17 protein-coding genes, 1 tRNA gene and 1 other RNA gene are annotated in these 13,065 nt (G+C 72.2%); 5 read left to right on the top strand and 14 right to left on the bottom strand.

From position 1 onward, the window contains the following. Positions 1–167: 167 nt before the first annotated feature. The 3 genes from AC24FB_RS06390 to AC24FB_RS06380 all read left to right on the top strand — a co-directional run bounded on the left by AC24FB_RS06390 (position 168) and on the right by AC24FB_RS06380 (position 1,223). Entirely contained in the window at positions 168–368 is a 201-nt protein-coding gene (locus tag AC24FB_RS06390) for a hypothetical protein (RefSeq protein ID WP_425714340.1), read from the top strand. Between the two features lie 211 nt (positions 369–579). Then, the gene (locus tag AC24FB_RS06385) at positions 580–921 is read left to right on the top strand and encodes a DUF6907 domain-containing protein (RefSeq protein ID WP_425714341.1); all 342 of its coding nucleotides are present in this window, start codon (positions 580–582) and stop codon (positions 919–921) included. After that, the gene (locus AC24FB_RS06380; protein WP_425714342.1) at positions 918–1,223 is read left to right on the top strand and encodes a hypothetical protein; all 306 of its coding nucleotides are present in this window, start codon (positions 918–920) and stop codon (positions 1,221–1,223) included. The genes AC24FB_RS06385 and AC24FB_RS06380 overlap by 4 nt, the downstream gene beginning before the upstream one ends. A 392-nt stretch (positions 1,224–1,615) precedes the next feature. On the opposite strand, the gene AC24FB_RS06375 is transcribed toward AC24FB_RS06380, so the two are convergent. The 14 genes from AC24FB_RS06375 to AC24FB_RS06310 form a co-directional block, all read right to left on the bottom strand. After that, entirely contained in the window at positions 1,616–1,858 is a 243-nt protein-coding gene (locus AC24FB_RS06375; protein WP_425714343.1) for a hypothetical protein, read from the bottom strand. 549 nt (positions 1,859–2,407) lie between these two features. Continuing rightward, positions 2,408–2,665: a hypothetical protein gene (locus tag AC24FB_RS06370; protein ID WP_425714344.1), complete on the bottom strand. Its 258-nt coding sequence runs from the start codon at positions 2,663–2,665 to the stop codon at positions 2,408–2,410. A 1-nt stretch (position 2,666) separates the two neighbouring features. Then, complete coding sequence (locus AC24FB_RS06365) at positions 2,667–2,888, bottom strand: hypothetical protein (protein WP_425714345.1); 222 nt, start codon at positions 2,886–2,888, stop codon at positions 2,667–2,669. Beyond that, positions 2,885–3,235: a terminase gene (locus AC24FB_RS06360; protein WP_425714346.1), complete on the bottom strand. Its 351-nt coding sequence runs from the start codon at positions 3,233–3,235 to the stop codon at positions 2,885–2,887. Before AC24FB_RS06360 ends, AC24FB_RS06365 begins: the two co-directional genes overlap by 4 nt. Before the next feature lie 219 nt (positions 3,236–3,454). After that, entirely contained in the window at positions 3,455–3,739 is a 285-nt protein-coding gene (locus tag AC24FB_RS06355; RefSeq protein ID WP_425714347.1) for an HNH endonuclease, read from the bottom strand. A gap of 265 nt (positions 3,740–4,004) precedes the next feature. Beyond that, entirely contained in the window at positions 4,005–4,223 is a 219-nt protein-coding gene (locus AC24FB_RS06350) for a hypothetical protein (RefSeq protein WP_425714348.1), read from the bottom strand. 12 nt (positions 4,224–4,235) lie between these two features. Continuing rightward, the gene (locus AC24FB_RS06345; protein WP_425714349.1) at positions 4,236–5,168 is read right to left on the bottom strand and encodes a hypothetical protein; all 933 of its coding nucleotides are present in this window, start codon (positions 5,166–5,168) and stop codon (positions 4,236–4,238) included. A gap of 199 nt (positions 5,169–5,367) precedes the next feature. Then, complete coding sequence (locus tag AC24FB_RS06340) at positions 5,368–6,783, bottom strand: DUF3631 domain-containing protein (RefSeq protein ID WP_425714350.1); 1,416 nt, start codon at positions 6,781–6,783, stop codon at positions 5,368–5,370. After that, on the bottom strand, positions 6,780–7,040 hold the full coding sequence (locus tag AC24FB_RS06335) for a hypothetical protein (protein ID WP_425714351.1): 261 nt from the start codon (positions 7,038–7,040) through the stop codon (positions 6,780–6,782). The genes AC24FB_RS06340 and AC24FB_RS06335 overlap by 4 nt, the downstream gene beginning before the upstream one ends. Beyond that, positions 7,037–7,378 carry a hypothetical protein gene (locus tag AC24FB_RS06330; protein ID WP_425714352.1) on the bottom strand — a complete coding sequence of 114 codons (342 nt, stop codon included), beginning with the start codon at positions 7,376–7,378 and terminating at the stop codon, positions 7,037–7,039. Before AC24FB_RS06330 ends, AC24FB_RS06335 begins: the two co-directional genes overlap by 4 nt. Then, complete coding sequence (locus tag AC24FB_RS06325; RefSeq protein WP_487561239.1) at positions 7,362–7,484, bottom strand: hypothetical protein; 123 nt, start codon at positions 7,482–7,484, stop codon at positions 7,362–7,364. Before AC24FB_RS06325 ends, AC24FB_RS06330 begins: the two co-directional genes overlap by 17 nt. 169 nt (positions 7,485–7,653) lie before the next feature. Further along, positions 7,654–7,896: a hypothetical protein gene (locus AC24FB_RS06320; protein WP_425714354.1), complete on the bottom strand. Its 243-nt coding sequence runs from the start codon at positions 7,894–7,896 to the stop codon at positions 7,654–7,656. Between the two features lie 206 nt (positions 7,897–8,102). After that, positions 8,103–9,272, bottom strand: coding sequence for a tyrosine-type recombinase/integrase (locus AC24FB_RS06315; RefSeq protein ID WP_425714355.1), 1,170 nt, complete (start codon positions 9,270–9,272; stop codon positions 8,103–8,105). A gap of 159 nt (positions 9,273–9,431) precedes the next feature. Beyond that, positions 9,432–9,516, bottom strand: a tRNA-Ser gene (locus tag AC24FB_RS06310). A 129-nt stretch (positions 9,517–9,645) separates the two neighbouring features. Between AC24FB_RS06310 and ffs the strand changes: the two genes are divergently transcribed. Together ffs and AC24FB_RS06300 are read left to right on the top strand one after the other, a co-directional pair. Beyond that, an RNA gene (gene ffs / locus AC24FB_RS06305) (signal recognition particle sRNA small type) lies at positions 9,646–9,742 on the top strand. A 124-nt stretch (positions 9,743–9,866) separates the two neighbouring features. After that, positions 9,867–13,058 (top strand): DNA polymerase III subunit gamma and tau, encoded by a 3,192-nt coding sequence (locus AC24FB_RS06300; RefSeq protein ID WP_425714356.1) that lies wholly within the window; start codon positions 9,867–9,869, stop codon positions 13,056–13,058. The last annotated feature ends 7 nt before the right edge of the window (positions 13,059–13,065 follow it).

Genomic DNA, 13,065 nt, shown 5'->3' with positions numbered 1-13,065 from the left:
GAGGACTGGGCGGTCATTTCGCCTCCCTCGACGACGACGGACTTCCAGCGTGTGGAGCAACGGCCAATCTATCAACTGCGACCAGCGCGAACAGTGGGGTGCCGCACAGTGACCGGGTCGTGGACGCGGGTCGACGACAGGTCCAGGCTCGGGCAACGGTGGGCCGCATGACCAGGACCAACGTCACCCGGTTCGCGGTGTTCACTGCGCTGATGATCGCCTGCCAGCTGCTGGGTGCGTGGCTCTTCCCCGACCGCTGGACGGGGGCGACGAACCCGTGGGTGATCGTCGGATTCTCGCTGATCGCCGGGGTCGTCTACGTCCTCGTGATGGCGCTGCTCGATCGGCGGGCGCGGGCGCGGAGGTAGCTGGACAGGTCGGCGGCGGGATCGGGTGAAGCTGGGCGGAGCCGCCCAGAAACGAGTTGAGCCGCCCCGCCGATCGTGATCGGCGGGGCGGCTCAGGTCCGTCGGCGGAGGATGGGGGATTCTCCGGCCAACCATTCGTGACCTGCGACAACGCAGGTTCGTGAAGTGCTGTCCTACTCCGGTCCCGAACCTCTCGGAGGGGACCAAGACCATGCCGACCACCACGACCCGCCCGAAAGTCCCGCCGATCGTCTGCCAGCCCTGGTGTCGCGACGGCGACGGGCACGGCGACGAGAGCGGCATCGACGATCAGCGGTGTCAGACGGAGTCGACGAACGTCGTCAGCAGTCTCACGCCGCGATGGGATGCCGGCGGCACCTGGTACGACACCGAGCTCGAGGTCTTCGCGATCTCCGGGCCGCGCGTGCACCCGGCAGTCGTGCTCTACAGCACCTGTGGCGACTTCGAGTGGCACCTCACGGCCTCCGAGGCTCGGACGATTGCGACGGCGCTGCGGGAGCGCGCGGACGCTCTCGAGGGGAGGGACCGATGAGCGTCACGACGTCGATCCCGACGCACCGACCCTGGTGCGACTCCGAGGCGTGCACGACCGACGACGGGGTGTGGACGATCCACCGGTCCACGCCCGTCAGGCTCTCCTACCGCGGAGGGTCCCTCGAGGGGTACGTCTCCGACGTCGAGAACCACGACGGTCACGAGCCCGACGAGCCGGTCGGCGTGTGGCTCGAGGGCGGCGCACAGGACGTCATCACGGCCGCGCAGGCGCGCGAGATCGGGATCGCCCTGCTCGCGCTCGCCCAGCGGGCCGAGGACGCCGTCGCAGCGGGCCGCTGAGGGTCGCCCAGGGGCGTCGGGACTGCCGACATCCCTGGGCCTCCCTGAGCGGCTCACAGCGAGTCTCTCGGCGCGTTCCTGCCCTCCCCGCGCGAACTCAGGAGGGTCCGGTCAATCAGCTGCACGAACGGCGTGCGGCCTCACCTGCTCAGGGCCCGAGCGGGTGTCACGGCGAAGCTCGCTCCCGATTCGGGGGCGGGCCGCTCGTCGTGGCCCGACGCGGTAGGGGTGCTGGTCCGTGGGCAAGTTCGGGGGTGACCCGAAGGGTCGGGGGATGCTCAGGGCGAAGAGTGCCCGCAGGGCTCCGCGCCGTTCGGTGACCGACTCTGTGGTGCCGCCGGCCTCCGAGCCTCGCGTTATTCACGGATCCGTTAATAGCGATCCCGAACCCGTCACGGCCAGGTCGTCGGTGACGGCTCTCCGAGGATGTCGAGGACGCGGTCGATCGCCTCACGGCTGCGGGCCAGGTCGTGGTACTCCCGCTCGGACAGCGCCGCCCGGTTGCGCGGCAAGCGCTCGTCGCCCGCGAGCCGCTCGAGCCGCTCGACGACCCGGCGGAGGTCGTAGCTCGCATCGTGGAACGCATCCGGCAGCGGCCTGCGCCGACGCTTGGGCTTCTCTCCCTCGAGGCGCACCCGGTACGCCTGCGTGCGACAGCGGCCCGAGCAGTACCGCGCATCGGCCCGAACAGGATCGAACTCATCCCCACAAACGTCACACGTCACTGGCATGTGACAGATAGTGCCACGGCCCTGCATCCGTCACAAGGGAACACGCCGTGACGGATAGAGTCGGAAGCGTGGTCAAGGACGGTGCCCGCCAGGTTGATCGCGTTGCGCCACGTGCTCCCGCTATTACCGGATTCGGTAATAGCGACACTGCCGCGCTTCCAGCGCCCGCTCTCCCGACGCCCCGCGTCGCTCAGCACGAGCGCGGTGGACATCGCGCGGGAGCCGGTGGAGGGCGGTACGGTCCCGAGCATGGCCGACTCGATGACTACTGCCGAGAAAAAGAACTACAGGCCCGAGCCCTGCGCGGTGTGCGGTTCCCGAGTCGTGGTCGTGGGATGGAACGACGTGTCGAGCTTGGCCGACGCCGGCGGTCACTGGCTGCCCAAGCGGAAGTGCACGAACAGGGCGTGCCGCTCCAACGCTGGGATGATGACCGATCCGCGGCCGTAGCGGTCACCGCTCGGGAGGCAGGCCGAAGTGTTCGGTGACGCCGCGGTGCAGGGCGCGCCTCTCGTGCAGCTGTCGGGTCATCACGGTCCGGTAGAACATGTCCAGCCGGCCGGCGGGCCATCCGTGCTCAGCGTCGAACTCCTCGAGGGAGGAGCGCCAGGCATCGAACCGGTCCCGCCACGAGCGGCCCGCCCAGTCCGCGGGGTCGAAGACGAGCAACCGGGCAGGGACCCCGCCGATGTCACGTCGCTTGCGTCGCACGTCAGATCTCCCTCGGGTCGAACGGGCCGTCGGGGATCTGGTCGATCGTCAGACCCTCGGCGGCCTCCTCGCCGACCTCGTCCTGCCACGCCGCCCGAGCGTCGAGCCACTGAGCGAACCGGCGGTACGGGGTCGCGGCCGTCCAGTCCTCGTCTCGGAACTCGACCAGGTGCGCCGGCGCGACCGGGACGAGGCCGCGCTCGGCCCTGGTGCGGCGCCTCACCGTCCCACGCTCATCGAGGCCGGACGGACCCCGGAGCGCTGCTGCGGGAGCCGGCCCACGCTCTGGTCGTCGTCCAGCGGGATGCGCAGCGACGCGATCAGCTTCGCCAGGGTGACGCGCTGCTGACGGGCCTCGACGAGAGCCGGGTGCGCGCGCAGGCCCTGTGGTGACACGTTGGTGACGCCGTCCTCGCGCACGATGCGCTCGAGCTCGGCCAGGGCGTCGACCGTGCGGGCCGCCTCGAGCAGCACGCTCAGCTCGTGCTCACCGAGCTCGAACTCCTCGGCGACGGACTTCCAGAGCTTGCGGCCGGGGGCCTTGAGGCCGGCAGGTGTGCGGTGTTCCATGTCATTTCCTCTCGTCAGGGTCGGATATAGGTCGAATCACTCAGGTCGTGGGCAGGTATGTGTCCTATGCCTCGGAGAAGCGAAAGGGTCTGGGAGCGGGTCCCTTCCCCAGGGCCCTCTGAGGTCGTCGCCCTCCGGCGGTCTCGGTCGTCGAGGTGCTTGAGGTCCGCGGCCGCGACCACGTCGAGGTCCGCGTCGACTCACTGCCGGCCGTGCCGATCACGGCGTCGTCCCTGGCCTGCTGAGCGAACCTGAGCGCTTGATGATGTCCGCGTGCGGCTTAGCGCCCTTGGCGCGGTTACAAGCACGATGGCTGGGCTTCTTGTTGCTCAGGGCGTCGCTGCCGCCGCGGGCGAGCGGGATCACGTGGTCGACGACGAAGCTGCCGGGGTCGTAGGTCGGCAGGGAGTAGTCGATCTCGCCGCCGCAGATGTGGCAGGGTCCGCCGGCGCGGCGCAGGATCGCGCGTGCTCTGTCTCTGACTGTGGTGTTACGGCGAACCATGAGCACTTCTCCTTGGTTGGTGAGCAGTGTCGTTGACGCTGAACGCTGTGACCGCTGCGAACTCGAGCGAACTGCTGCGACCTGCGCTGTCGTGGTGGGCGCCGGGGATGCTGGCGGGGCCGGGGCCTGCTGGTGGCCCGGGGTGGCTGGCGGGGCCGGCGGTGTCGTCGGGGGTGGCTGGTGGCCCGGGGGCCTCCTGAGGGTCGGGGGTGGGCCTCGCGCGCGGCCGGTGCGTCTCTCGACCAGCGGGGGTGCGCGCGGGGGTCTAGCTGTAGTCGTCCTCGGGGTCGGGGTCGGGGTCGTGTCGGACGTACCTGGCGAAGACGCTCACCAGGGCCCACGCGACTTCGGCGGGCCCGTTCGGGCCGGCGTCCATCGCTTTGGCGACGGTGGCGAAGATGGCTTCCTCGTCGCCGATCTGGTCGCTGAGTGTGGCGATGAGCGCGAGGGCCCGATCGTTGCTCTCCGCGTTGACGGTGGTCATGGTTGGCGCTCCCTACTTCCAGTTGTCGAGGACCAGCGGGCGGATCCGGTTGTGACCGACGCGGCCGGCGAGGGCGCGGCCGAGCGCGTCGGGGTCCTCGATGCTGGGAGCGTTGGGGTCGAGCCGGTTGGAGCGGCGGGGGTGCCGGCCCTCGGCGATCGCCTGCTGAGTGGCCCTCTCGCGGTCGTGGAGGTCCTCGCGTCGCTCGGCGGCGACCCGTGCGCGACGCTCGGTGAACTCTGCCGGGGTGGCGAGCTCGAGCGCGTGGCCGGCGCGGATCAGGACGTCCGGGGTCGGCCGGTTCCCGAGGGCGTCGAGGTCGGCGAGGGTGAGGTCGGCGAGGATCAGCGGCTCGTCACTGGCGACCACCTGGGCGTTGCCGGTGGACCGGGCGAGGAGCTTCCAGGTGTCGGTGAGCCGGCTCGCGATGTTGAGGGCAGCCCGGGCCTTGGCCCACAGCGCCATCCGGTCCGGGTTGAGCGCGGACGCAGACTGGATGTCGGTGAAGCTCACGCGCTCGTCGATCTCGGCGATCGCCTTGGTCAGGTCCTCGGAGATCCCGGCGACGATCCCCCGCCACATCTTGACGAGCTCCGGGGTGTGCTGCTTGAGGAGCGCGGCCTCCCGCTCGAGGCGGATCTGCTTCATGAGGCCGTCCATGTCGACCTGCTTGCGGAGCTGGGTCAGCGCGCTGAGCCGGAGCACCTCAGGGTCCTCGGTCAGGCTCCGACCCCCGGCGACGGCGGCCCTGATGGCTCTGCCGAGGTCGTCGGGCCCGGGGGTGGCGCTCTTGGTGGCGTCGTCCATGTGCGCGGCGAGGTCGGCCAGGCCGGTGGTGATGGCCTTGGGCACGGTGGTGCCGGTTTCCTTGGCGAGCCGCTGCGTGCCCTGGATGGCGGCGCGGACGACGGCGAGGTCGCCGCGGGCGATGGCGTGGTCAGTCATGGGATTTCCTTCCGGTTGGTCCGACGCCGGTCGGCGACGGAGGTCTGTGGTGCGGGGATCAGGCGGACGGCGTCGCATCCGGCGCAGCGGGCGACGGACAGGCCGGGCAGCGCACGGGAGTGCGTGACGTGCCAGCCGGGTAGCGGGCACCCGTGCCGGTGCTGGACGCCGTCGTGGGCGACCTCGGGGCGCGTCGCGCTCATGCCGCCCTCCCGGTGTCGCAGGACGGGTGTGTGCCGGTGCCGTCGTCGAACGCGAGGGCGGTCCCGCAGACCGAGCAGGTGGTCGAACCGGGTGCCGCCGGTTCCGACGCTTCCGCCGGTGCCTCCGGTTTGATGGGAGGGGTAGTGGCGGAGACCGGCGGACCGGCGGAACGTGACGTCAGAGCCTCGGCAGCGGCCCCGAACTGGTCGCGTCGGTACCCGCGTGGGCTGTCCTTCACTGCGATGTCCTCGCGCGTGCTGCGGATGCCGTAGCCACTGCTGAGCATGCGTCCGAGTCGCTGAGCGGTCAGGGCCTTGCCGTAGCTCGAGCTGTCGCCCCACATGTCGGGGTGCCAGGCGACCAGGGAGTCGACGAGCTCGGTCGTGCGCCAGAACTTCTCCCCCTCGGGCCAGCCCTGGACGATGTGACGCAGCAGCAGGACAGCGGGCTTCTCCACGGCGAGTCCTTCCTCTCGATCTCGGCGGACCTGTTCGACGTCCTCGGCGGCGAGCTCGCGCACGGTCTCGAGCCACCGGCCGCCGGCGGCGTTGGCGACCCGGGCGAGCGGGAGCCACTTCTCTCGGAACCGGCCCACGACGCCGGGCGGGAGCTCGGGGCGCTCGGTGACGTTGGCCGTCACGCCCCACCGGAACAGGCGGTCGCCGAGGTCACGAGCCTCGTCGTCCTTGAGCTCCCAGTCCGATTCCTCGGCCTGTCCGCGCCAGTCCGGCAGGAGCAGCACGCGCACGATCCGGGTCCGGGTGTCGTCGGGCAGCTGGGGCTGGTTGCCGGCCATCGCGACGGGGGCGAACGTCGAGAACTCCTTGGCCTCCCAGCTGCCGCCCTTGACCGGGACGAGCGTCGGCCGGGTGCCGCCGACCTTGTATCCCGAGTTGAGGATCGCGACGATCTCCCCGACGCCGTCCCTCTTCGGGTCGAGCGTCCGGTCGACCTCGTCGAGCAGGACCGTGCGCGGGTCCTCCCCGACCACCCTGGCGAGCAGCGCCGGCGACGAGAGCGACGACGCCTGGATGGGCCGGTACGTGAGCCGCTCGAGGTGCTCCAGGACGGTCGTCTTCCCGGACTCGGGCACCGGAGAGTCGATCTGGAGTCGCGGAGTCGTGTAGAGCCTCGGGGCGACGTGAGTGTGTGCGGCCCACAGGGTCAGCACGTCAAGGTCTCCGGGCTGCATCACGACGATGTGCCGGGCGAGCCACGCCCGCACCTCGTCGAGCAGGGCTCCGCCGGTCTCCGCCGCTTCACCCCCCACCCCCTCATATGAACCGGAGGGAGCGGCGGAACGTGCGGAAGCGGCGGACGTCGACGCGACCTCGAACGGGTCTTCACCGCCGGGGACGTCCTCCGCTGCCGGCTTGTCGAACAGCTCGTAGATGCTCTTCTGCTCGCTCACGAGATCCCCCGATCCGCGAGCAACGCCCGCTGACGAGCCGCACGTTCGTGCTCACCACGACGCTCGGCGGCGAGCGCGAACGGGCCCCGGTCGGCAGCACCTCGAGCTGACGCGACCGCGACCCGCTGGATCGCTGCGAGCTCGGCCTCCTCGAGACGACGACCGACCTCGACCCCGGCCACGTAGCCGGCTTCGAACCACTCGAGCGCGATGGTCTGCGCGCGCGGGGCCATCGCCCACAGGTCTGGCGAGATCACCGAACCACCGCCTCGGGCACGATCCGAGACAGGACGATCCACGCCGCGTCGCCGCGCTCGTCCGCCCTGCGCACCGCGGCCTGCGCGGCCGGCAGATTGAACAGCACGCGCCGGCGGAACCTGTTGTTCTTCGGCGAGTAGAGGACGAGGACGAGCGCGTCGCTGACGTGCTCGACGACGTCGTGCTCGGAGATCGTCGGCAGGGGCGTGGCGGCCGGGCTGACGTCAGCCGCGTCGACTAGGCTTGGGATCGGTTGGTCTGCTTCGCAGTTCTCTCGCTCGCCCCCGGTTGTGCGGCCGGGGGCGGCGGCATGTCTGGGCTCAAGCAACGCGATCACCGCCGCGGTACGTGGTGACCGGCTTGAGCGCCTTCTCGAGGTCGTGAGGGCGGATGCGGATGTTCCGGCCGAATCTCACGGCCTTGAGCTCGCCGCGAGAGATCATCCGGCGGACGGTGTCTCTCGAGGTGCCGAGAATCTCGGCGGACCTCGGGATCGTCAGGAGCTCGTCGTGAAGTCCTGGGGTGGGGCGGGACATGAGAAATGCCTCCTGGGGACGCTGAAAGAGCGCCGTCCACTAGGAGGCATTACCGCGGTGGTGTCGCCACCGCTCGTCATACGCGGGTCAGGATACGCGCAAGGGTGTGCAGATTGATGCGCGACACGCCTTGAGTGCGCACGAGGTCGAGCGCGGTGTCGAGGGCCGACGACGTGGCCCGGACTGTTTCGGAGCAGTACCGGCACTCGAGCGACGTCTGATTGTGCGTCGGCCCAGGGGCGATTGCGGCCTGCCCGGGGAACAGTCCCTCGAGGAGTGGCCGCGCGGCCCGGTTGCGTTCATCGTCCTCGGAGAGCACCCACGTAGACGAGCTCGGCGCGTCAGCGAGGCCCGCGAGGTTCGGGCGCGCCGGTCCACTCGGCGTGTGGTTCACCATGACCCACCCGCTTTCGCGAGGGGCGAGCAGTCGCGCACTAACGTCGGCGGCCGGCGCGAACAGTGCCACGTTGGCTGTCTTCCCCGGGTGTTTTGGGGAGTCGCAGACGATCCACATTGCGGTCACCCTCATCGTCCGTCCCCGATCGTCGCGTTCAGCCGGTCCGTGAGCTCGCGGTCCCGCTGAGCGGTTGAGTGCTGGTAGCGCATCGCGGTCTCGATGTTCCGGTGCCGGCCGCGCCGCTTGAGGTCCTCGAGCGTCGCGCCGGCCTTCCCGTACTCGGTGAGGCCGGTGTGTCGTAGCGCGTGGAAGCGGAACCCGGGACGAACGGCATCCCGGGCGACCCTCCACGCGCGGTCGAACGCGGATTGTGAGATCGGAGCCCGCGAGTCTCGTGGGCTCGGCAGCAGCGGCGCGGTGGGGTCCGGCGCGACGAATCGCTCGACGTGCCGGGCGAGCTCGGGGACGACCGAGGCGGGGACCGCGACGGCTCCCACCGAACCGGACTTCGGCGCCGTGTAGCCGGGCGGGGTCGCCTTGGAGTTCCACTGCCGGCGCACGTGCAGCAGGGTCCTGGTCGGGTCGTCGAGGTGCTCGAAGTCGCGCCGCTGCAGCCCGAGCACCTCACCCTGGCGGAGTGCGCACCACGCGGCCAGCATCACGGCGATGCGCAGGTGCTCCGGCATCCCGGCCGCCATGGCACGGACGTCCGCAGGGGACGCGATGTCCTCGCCGTCGATGCGCTCGACCGTGCGGGCCTCCTTCGGGACGGACACTTGCACGGGCGACTCGGTGAGTCCGCCGGCCCGGGCGGCGACGGCGGCGCGGAACATTGCGCGGACCGTGCGCGCGACGTTCATCCACGGACCGCCGCGCGCCTTCACCTCGTCGATCAACTCGTCGATCTCCGCCGGCGTGATGCTGACGAGCTGGCGGCGTCCGAGCTTCTCGAGCACGTGGACCTTGAGGGTCGAGCGGTAGGACCTCAGAGTGCCCTCGGCCTTGTCGAGCGACTCGAGGCGCTTGAGCCAGTCCTCGGACCATTCCTTGACGGTGAGCGCGTTCAGGCGGGCCAGCTGCTCTTCGTCCCGGATCGTGCGGCGCTGCTCGGCGGGCGGGATGAACACCTGCCGGGCGATCTCGCTCCGAGCGATCTCGAGGGCAGCACGTGCGTCGCCGATCGTCCAGAACGAACCAATCGAGTACTGATGCCCGCGCCACGTAACGCGCGCGCGGAACATGCCGTCGGTGCGCCGGTCGATGCCCCGCGGCAGCTTCTTCGCCGGCTTGCTCGCCATGTGGTCCTCGCTCCGTCCTTGACGGCGTCCTGTCATAGTCCTAATATCCTGCCTATAGGTGCATACTAGTGCCTACTACTGACAACAGGACAGAGGGCCGGAAACGGCGGCGTGGCAACGAAAAACCCCGGACCCTTGCGGATCCGGGGCTTCTCCCTGCGGAGGATGGGGGATTCGAACCCCCGAGGGCTTGCACCCAACACGCTTTCCAAGCGTGCGCCATAGGCCACTAGGCGAATCCTCCTGGGCCGCGGGCCGGAGCTCGCGGTACCGAGGATCCAGCGTACCCGAGCCGACAGGCCCCCTCGCCCCCCTCGGGCGAGGGACGGGCCACAGTCCTCGGCGTCGGGCCCGACGGCTTGTAGACTGCCCGGCAGACCCCCCGTGCGGCGGCATCTCGCTGAACCCCCCCAGGGCCGGAAGGCAGCAAGGGTAGGCGGGCTCTACCGGGTGCGCGGGGGGTCCCTTCATGCCCGGACGCCTCTGCGACGACGCACGTACATCCCGGCTCCACAACCGCTCGGGCTGCACCTTCGTCCCCAGGTCCTCGCCGCGCGCCACGCGACGTCCCCGCCCCCGGTTAGGGTCGACCCCGTGACGACAGCCCTGTACCGCCGGTACCGCCCGGACACCTTCCAGGAGGTCGTGGGCCAGGAGCACGTCACGGAACCCCTGATGGCGGCGCTGCGCACCGGCCGCATCACGCACGCCTACCTGTTCTCCGGTCCGCGCGGCTGCGGCAAGACCACCTCGGCGCGCATCCTCGCGCGCTGCCTCAACTGCGCGCAGGGGCCGACCGACACCCCGTGCGGTGAGTGCGACTCGTGCGTCGAGCTCGCGCGCGGGGGACCGGGGTCGCTCGACGTCGTCGAGATCGACGCGGCCAGCCACAACGGCGTCGACGACGCCCGCGAGCTGCGCGAGCGCGCCTCGTACGCCCCGGTGCGGGACCGCTACAAGGTCTTCATCCTCGACGAGGCGCACATGGTCACCCCGCAGGGGTTCAACGCGCTGCTCAAGCTCGTCGAGGAACCGCCGGAGCACGTGAAGTTCGTGTTCGCCACGACGGAGCCCGAGAAGGTCATCGGGACCATCCGGTCGCGCACCCACCACTACCCGTTCCGGCTCGTCGGCCCCCGGGTCCTCACCGGCTACCTCGGTTCGCTCGCGCAGGCCGAGGGCGTCGAGGTCGCCGAGGGCGTGCTGCCGATGGTCGTGCGCGCGGGCGGGGGGTCCGTCCGGGACTCCCTGTCGGTGCTCGACCAGCTCGTCGCGGGCTCGTCCGGCGGCACCCTCGCGCTCGACCGCGCCTCCGCGCTGCTCGGATTCACCGACTCCGCGCTGCTCGACTCGGTCGTCGACGCCCTCGCCGACCGGGACGGAGCCGCGCTCTTCGACGTCGTGGACGACGTGGTGGCCACCGGCCACGACCCCCGGCGCTTCGTCGAGGACCTCCTCGAGCGCCTGCGCGACCTCGTCGTCCTGTCCGTCGCCGGCGAGCAGGCGGAGACCGTCCTGCGCGGCGTGCCCCAGGACCAGCTCACGCGCATGCAGGAGCAGGCCCAGCGGATGGGCCCCGCCCGCCTCAGCCGGTCGGCCGACCTCACCAACGCCGCGCTGTCCGAGATGACCGGCGCGACGAGCCCGCGCCTGCACCTCGAGCTGCTGTGCGCGCGGATCCTCCTGCCCGGTGTCGGGGACGCCGAGGCCGGCATCCTCGCGCGGGTCGAGACGGTCGAGCAGGCGCTCGCCTCCGGGGCAGTTCCCCCGCACGACGCCGGAGCCTCGCTCCCGCAGTCCTCTCGGGCCGGGGGGAGCGCACCTTCGGATCGACGCACGCCCGACGGCGGGCGCCCGTCCGACGGGTCCTCACCTGACGGACGCCCGACGGCGGGGCCTGGCGGCCCAGGTGGCGCGACGGGGGCGGAGGCATCGTCCGAGCACGGCGGCGCGCCGGCAGGCGGACCTGCGCCGGCCGAGCCGAGTCGCGCGCGGGAGGGCATCGGTGCGAATGCCGGTGGAGGCGCAGCGACCCCGGGCCGTGGCACGTCCGAGCCGCAGGCGGCCGCGCCCGCCGCACCGGACTGGCGCGACCTGCTCTCGCCCCCCGGAGCGAGCCGGCCGGCGCCGGACTCCGCGCCGGCGGCCGAGCAGCCTGTCCCGTCCACGCAGGAGCCGGCGCCCGCTCGACCCGACCCGTCGGCGCCCGAGCAGCAGACCGCGTCAGCTCCCCGACAGGTACCCGAGCAGTCGGCACCGCCGGCGCGCGAGGAGGAGCCCGCGTCGGTTCCGGGCCCGGCGCCCGGGCCGAACACCGACCAGGCCGGAGGGCGGCCTGCGCCCGGCACCTCCGCGACCGCCGGCGCCCCGGCTCCCGCCGAAGCGACCCCACCGGACGCCGGCGGGGCCGACGGCATCGGCCCCGATGCCGTGGCCGGACGCTGGTCCGAGGTCGTCGACGTGCTGGCCGGTCTACGCCGTGCCTCCTGGGCGCTCGTGTCCCAGAACGCGGTCGTCGGCGGCGTGACGGCCGACGAGGTGCGGCTCGACTTCCCGAGCGCCGGCCTGGCAGACGCGTTCCGCAACGGCGGGCACGCGGAGCCGGTCGAGGAGGCGCTGCGGCGCACCTTCGGCGTGCGACTCCGGGCGACCGCCGGCATCGCGGGAGCAGCTCCGGCCCCGGGTGGGGGAGCGGGTGGCCAGGGTGCCGGCGCGCGCGGTCGTTCGCCCCGGCCCGAGCGGCCCGTCGGCTCGCGCGGCAACGGGTCCGACGACGACCCCGGTCATCGCCGGCCGCAGGACGTCCCGACAGACGCGCCGGTCGCAGCTCCCGGCGTCCCGCTGACACCCGAGGGTGAGCCCGCCGCCGACCCGGACGGCGGCCCGTCCTCCGACGCCCACGCCGAGCCGAACGCCGACGGTGGTGCGTCCACGGACGCTCACGCCGAGCCGAACGCCGACGACGACCGTGTGGCCGACCCGACTGCCGACCCGACCGCCGGGCCGGCACCCGCCGCTCCCGCCCGCCCCGACCCGGCCCCGGCAGCCGCACGAGCGCCCGAGCCGGCCCCGGTCGGCCCGGACGGGTGGCCCGCCGTCGCCGTACCCGGGCGCGCCCTGCGCGCCGCTGCGGCCGAGGATCCGGGGCCGGGCGCTCCCTCCGTGGCAGCGGGTTCTGTCGCCCCTGACCCCGCCGCCATTCCTGGCGCCACTGTTCCGGCCGCGCCCGCACCCGCAACGACCTCCGCTGTCCCGCCCGCCGACCCGGCCTCGACCGTCACCTCCACCGGTCCCGTCGCGGCCCCGAGCCCCGACGAGGACGACCTCGCCGACCTGCCCGGCCCCGACATCACCACCGAGGACGGCTGGTCGGAGCCGGCCGGCGACCGCGCACCGGTGGACGAGGCCGTCGACGAGAGCTCCGTCGTCGGGCCGGACCACGGGGCCGACACCGAGGTCAGCGGCGCCGTCGCGCCGAACGACGACTACCCGCCGCCGGACGACCGTTACGCGCCCGAGGACGACGGCGCGGAGGCGCCCGTCGTCCTGCCCGGCCAGCGCCCGCTCGACGGGACCCCCGACCCCCACCCGGCGGGGCCCGGGCAGCCGCAGAGCCCGGGCGGGTTCGGCGTCCCGCGGGTCGACCCGGCGGACGACCAGCCCTCGCCGGACGACGAGGACGCCGAGCAGTCCGGGCTCATGGGCGTGGACCTGCTGATCTCCGCGTTCGGTGCGCGGATCCTCGAGAAGCGGTCGCCGAGCTCCGACGTCCCCCCGGGGACGTAGGCTGCCT

This window comes from Georgenia sp. Z1344 (assembly GCF_057652375.1).
Note: the sequence above shows the minus strand (reverse complement) of the source record. Positions and strands in the feature narration are given on the sequence as shown.

What these genes read in the sequence shown, in the direction of transcription:
- AC24FB_RS06390 (WP_425714340.1), top strand. Translation starts at nt 168, where the DNA reads ATGACCAGGACCAACGTCACCCGGTTCGCGGTGTTCACTGCGCTGATG.
- AC24FB_RS06385 (WP_425714341.1), top strand. Translation starts at nt 580, where the DNA reads ATGCCGACCACCACGACCCGCCCGAAAGTCCCGCCGATCGTCTGCCAG.
- AC24FB_RS06380 (WP_425714342.1), top strand. Translation starts at nt 918, where the DNA reads ATGAGCGTCACGACGTCGATCCCGACGCACCGACCCTGGTGCGACTCC.
- AC24FB_RS06360 (WP_425714346.1), bottom strand. Translation starts at nt 3,235, where the DNA reads ATGGAACACCGCACACCTGCCGGCCTCAAGGCCCCCGGCCGCAAGCTC.
- AC24FB_RS06355 (WP_425714347.1), bottom strand. Translation starts at nt 3,739, where the DNA reads ATGGTTCGCCGTAACACCACAGTCAGAGACAGAGCACGCGCGATCCTG.
- AC24FB_RS06350 (WP_425714348.1), bottom strand. Translation starts at nt 4,223, where the DNA reads ATGACCACCGTCAACGCGGAGAGCAACGATCGGGCCCTCGCGCTCATC.
- AC24FB_RS06345 (WP_425714349.1), bottom strand. Translation starts at nt 5,168, where the DNA reads ATGACTGACCACGCCATCGCCCGCGGCGACCTCGCCGTCGTCCGCGCC.
- AC24FB_RS06325 (WP_487561239.1), bottom strand. Translation starts at nt 7,484, where the DNA reads ATGATCTCTCGCGGCGAGCTCAAGGCCGTGAGATTCGGCCGGAACATC.
- AC24FB_RS06315 (WP_425714355.1), bottom strand. Translation starts at nt 9,272, where the DNA reads ATGGCGAGCAAGCCGGCGAAGAAGCTGCCGCGGGGCATCGACCGGCGC.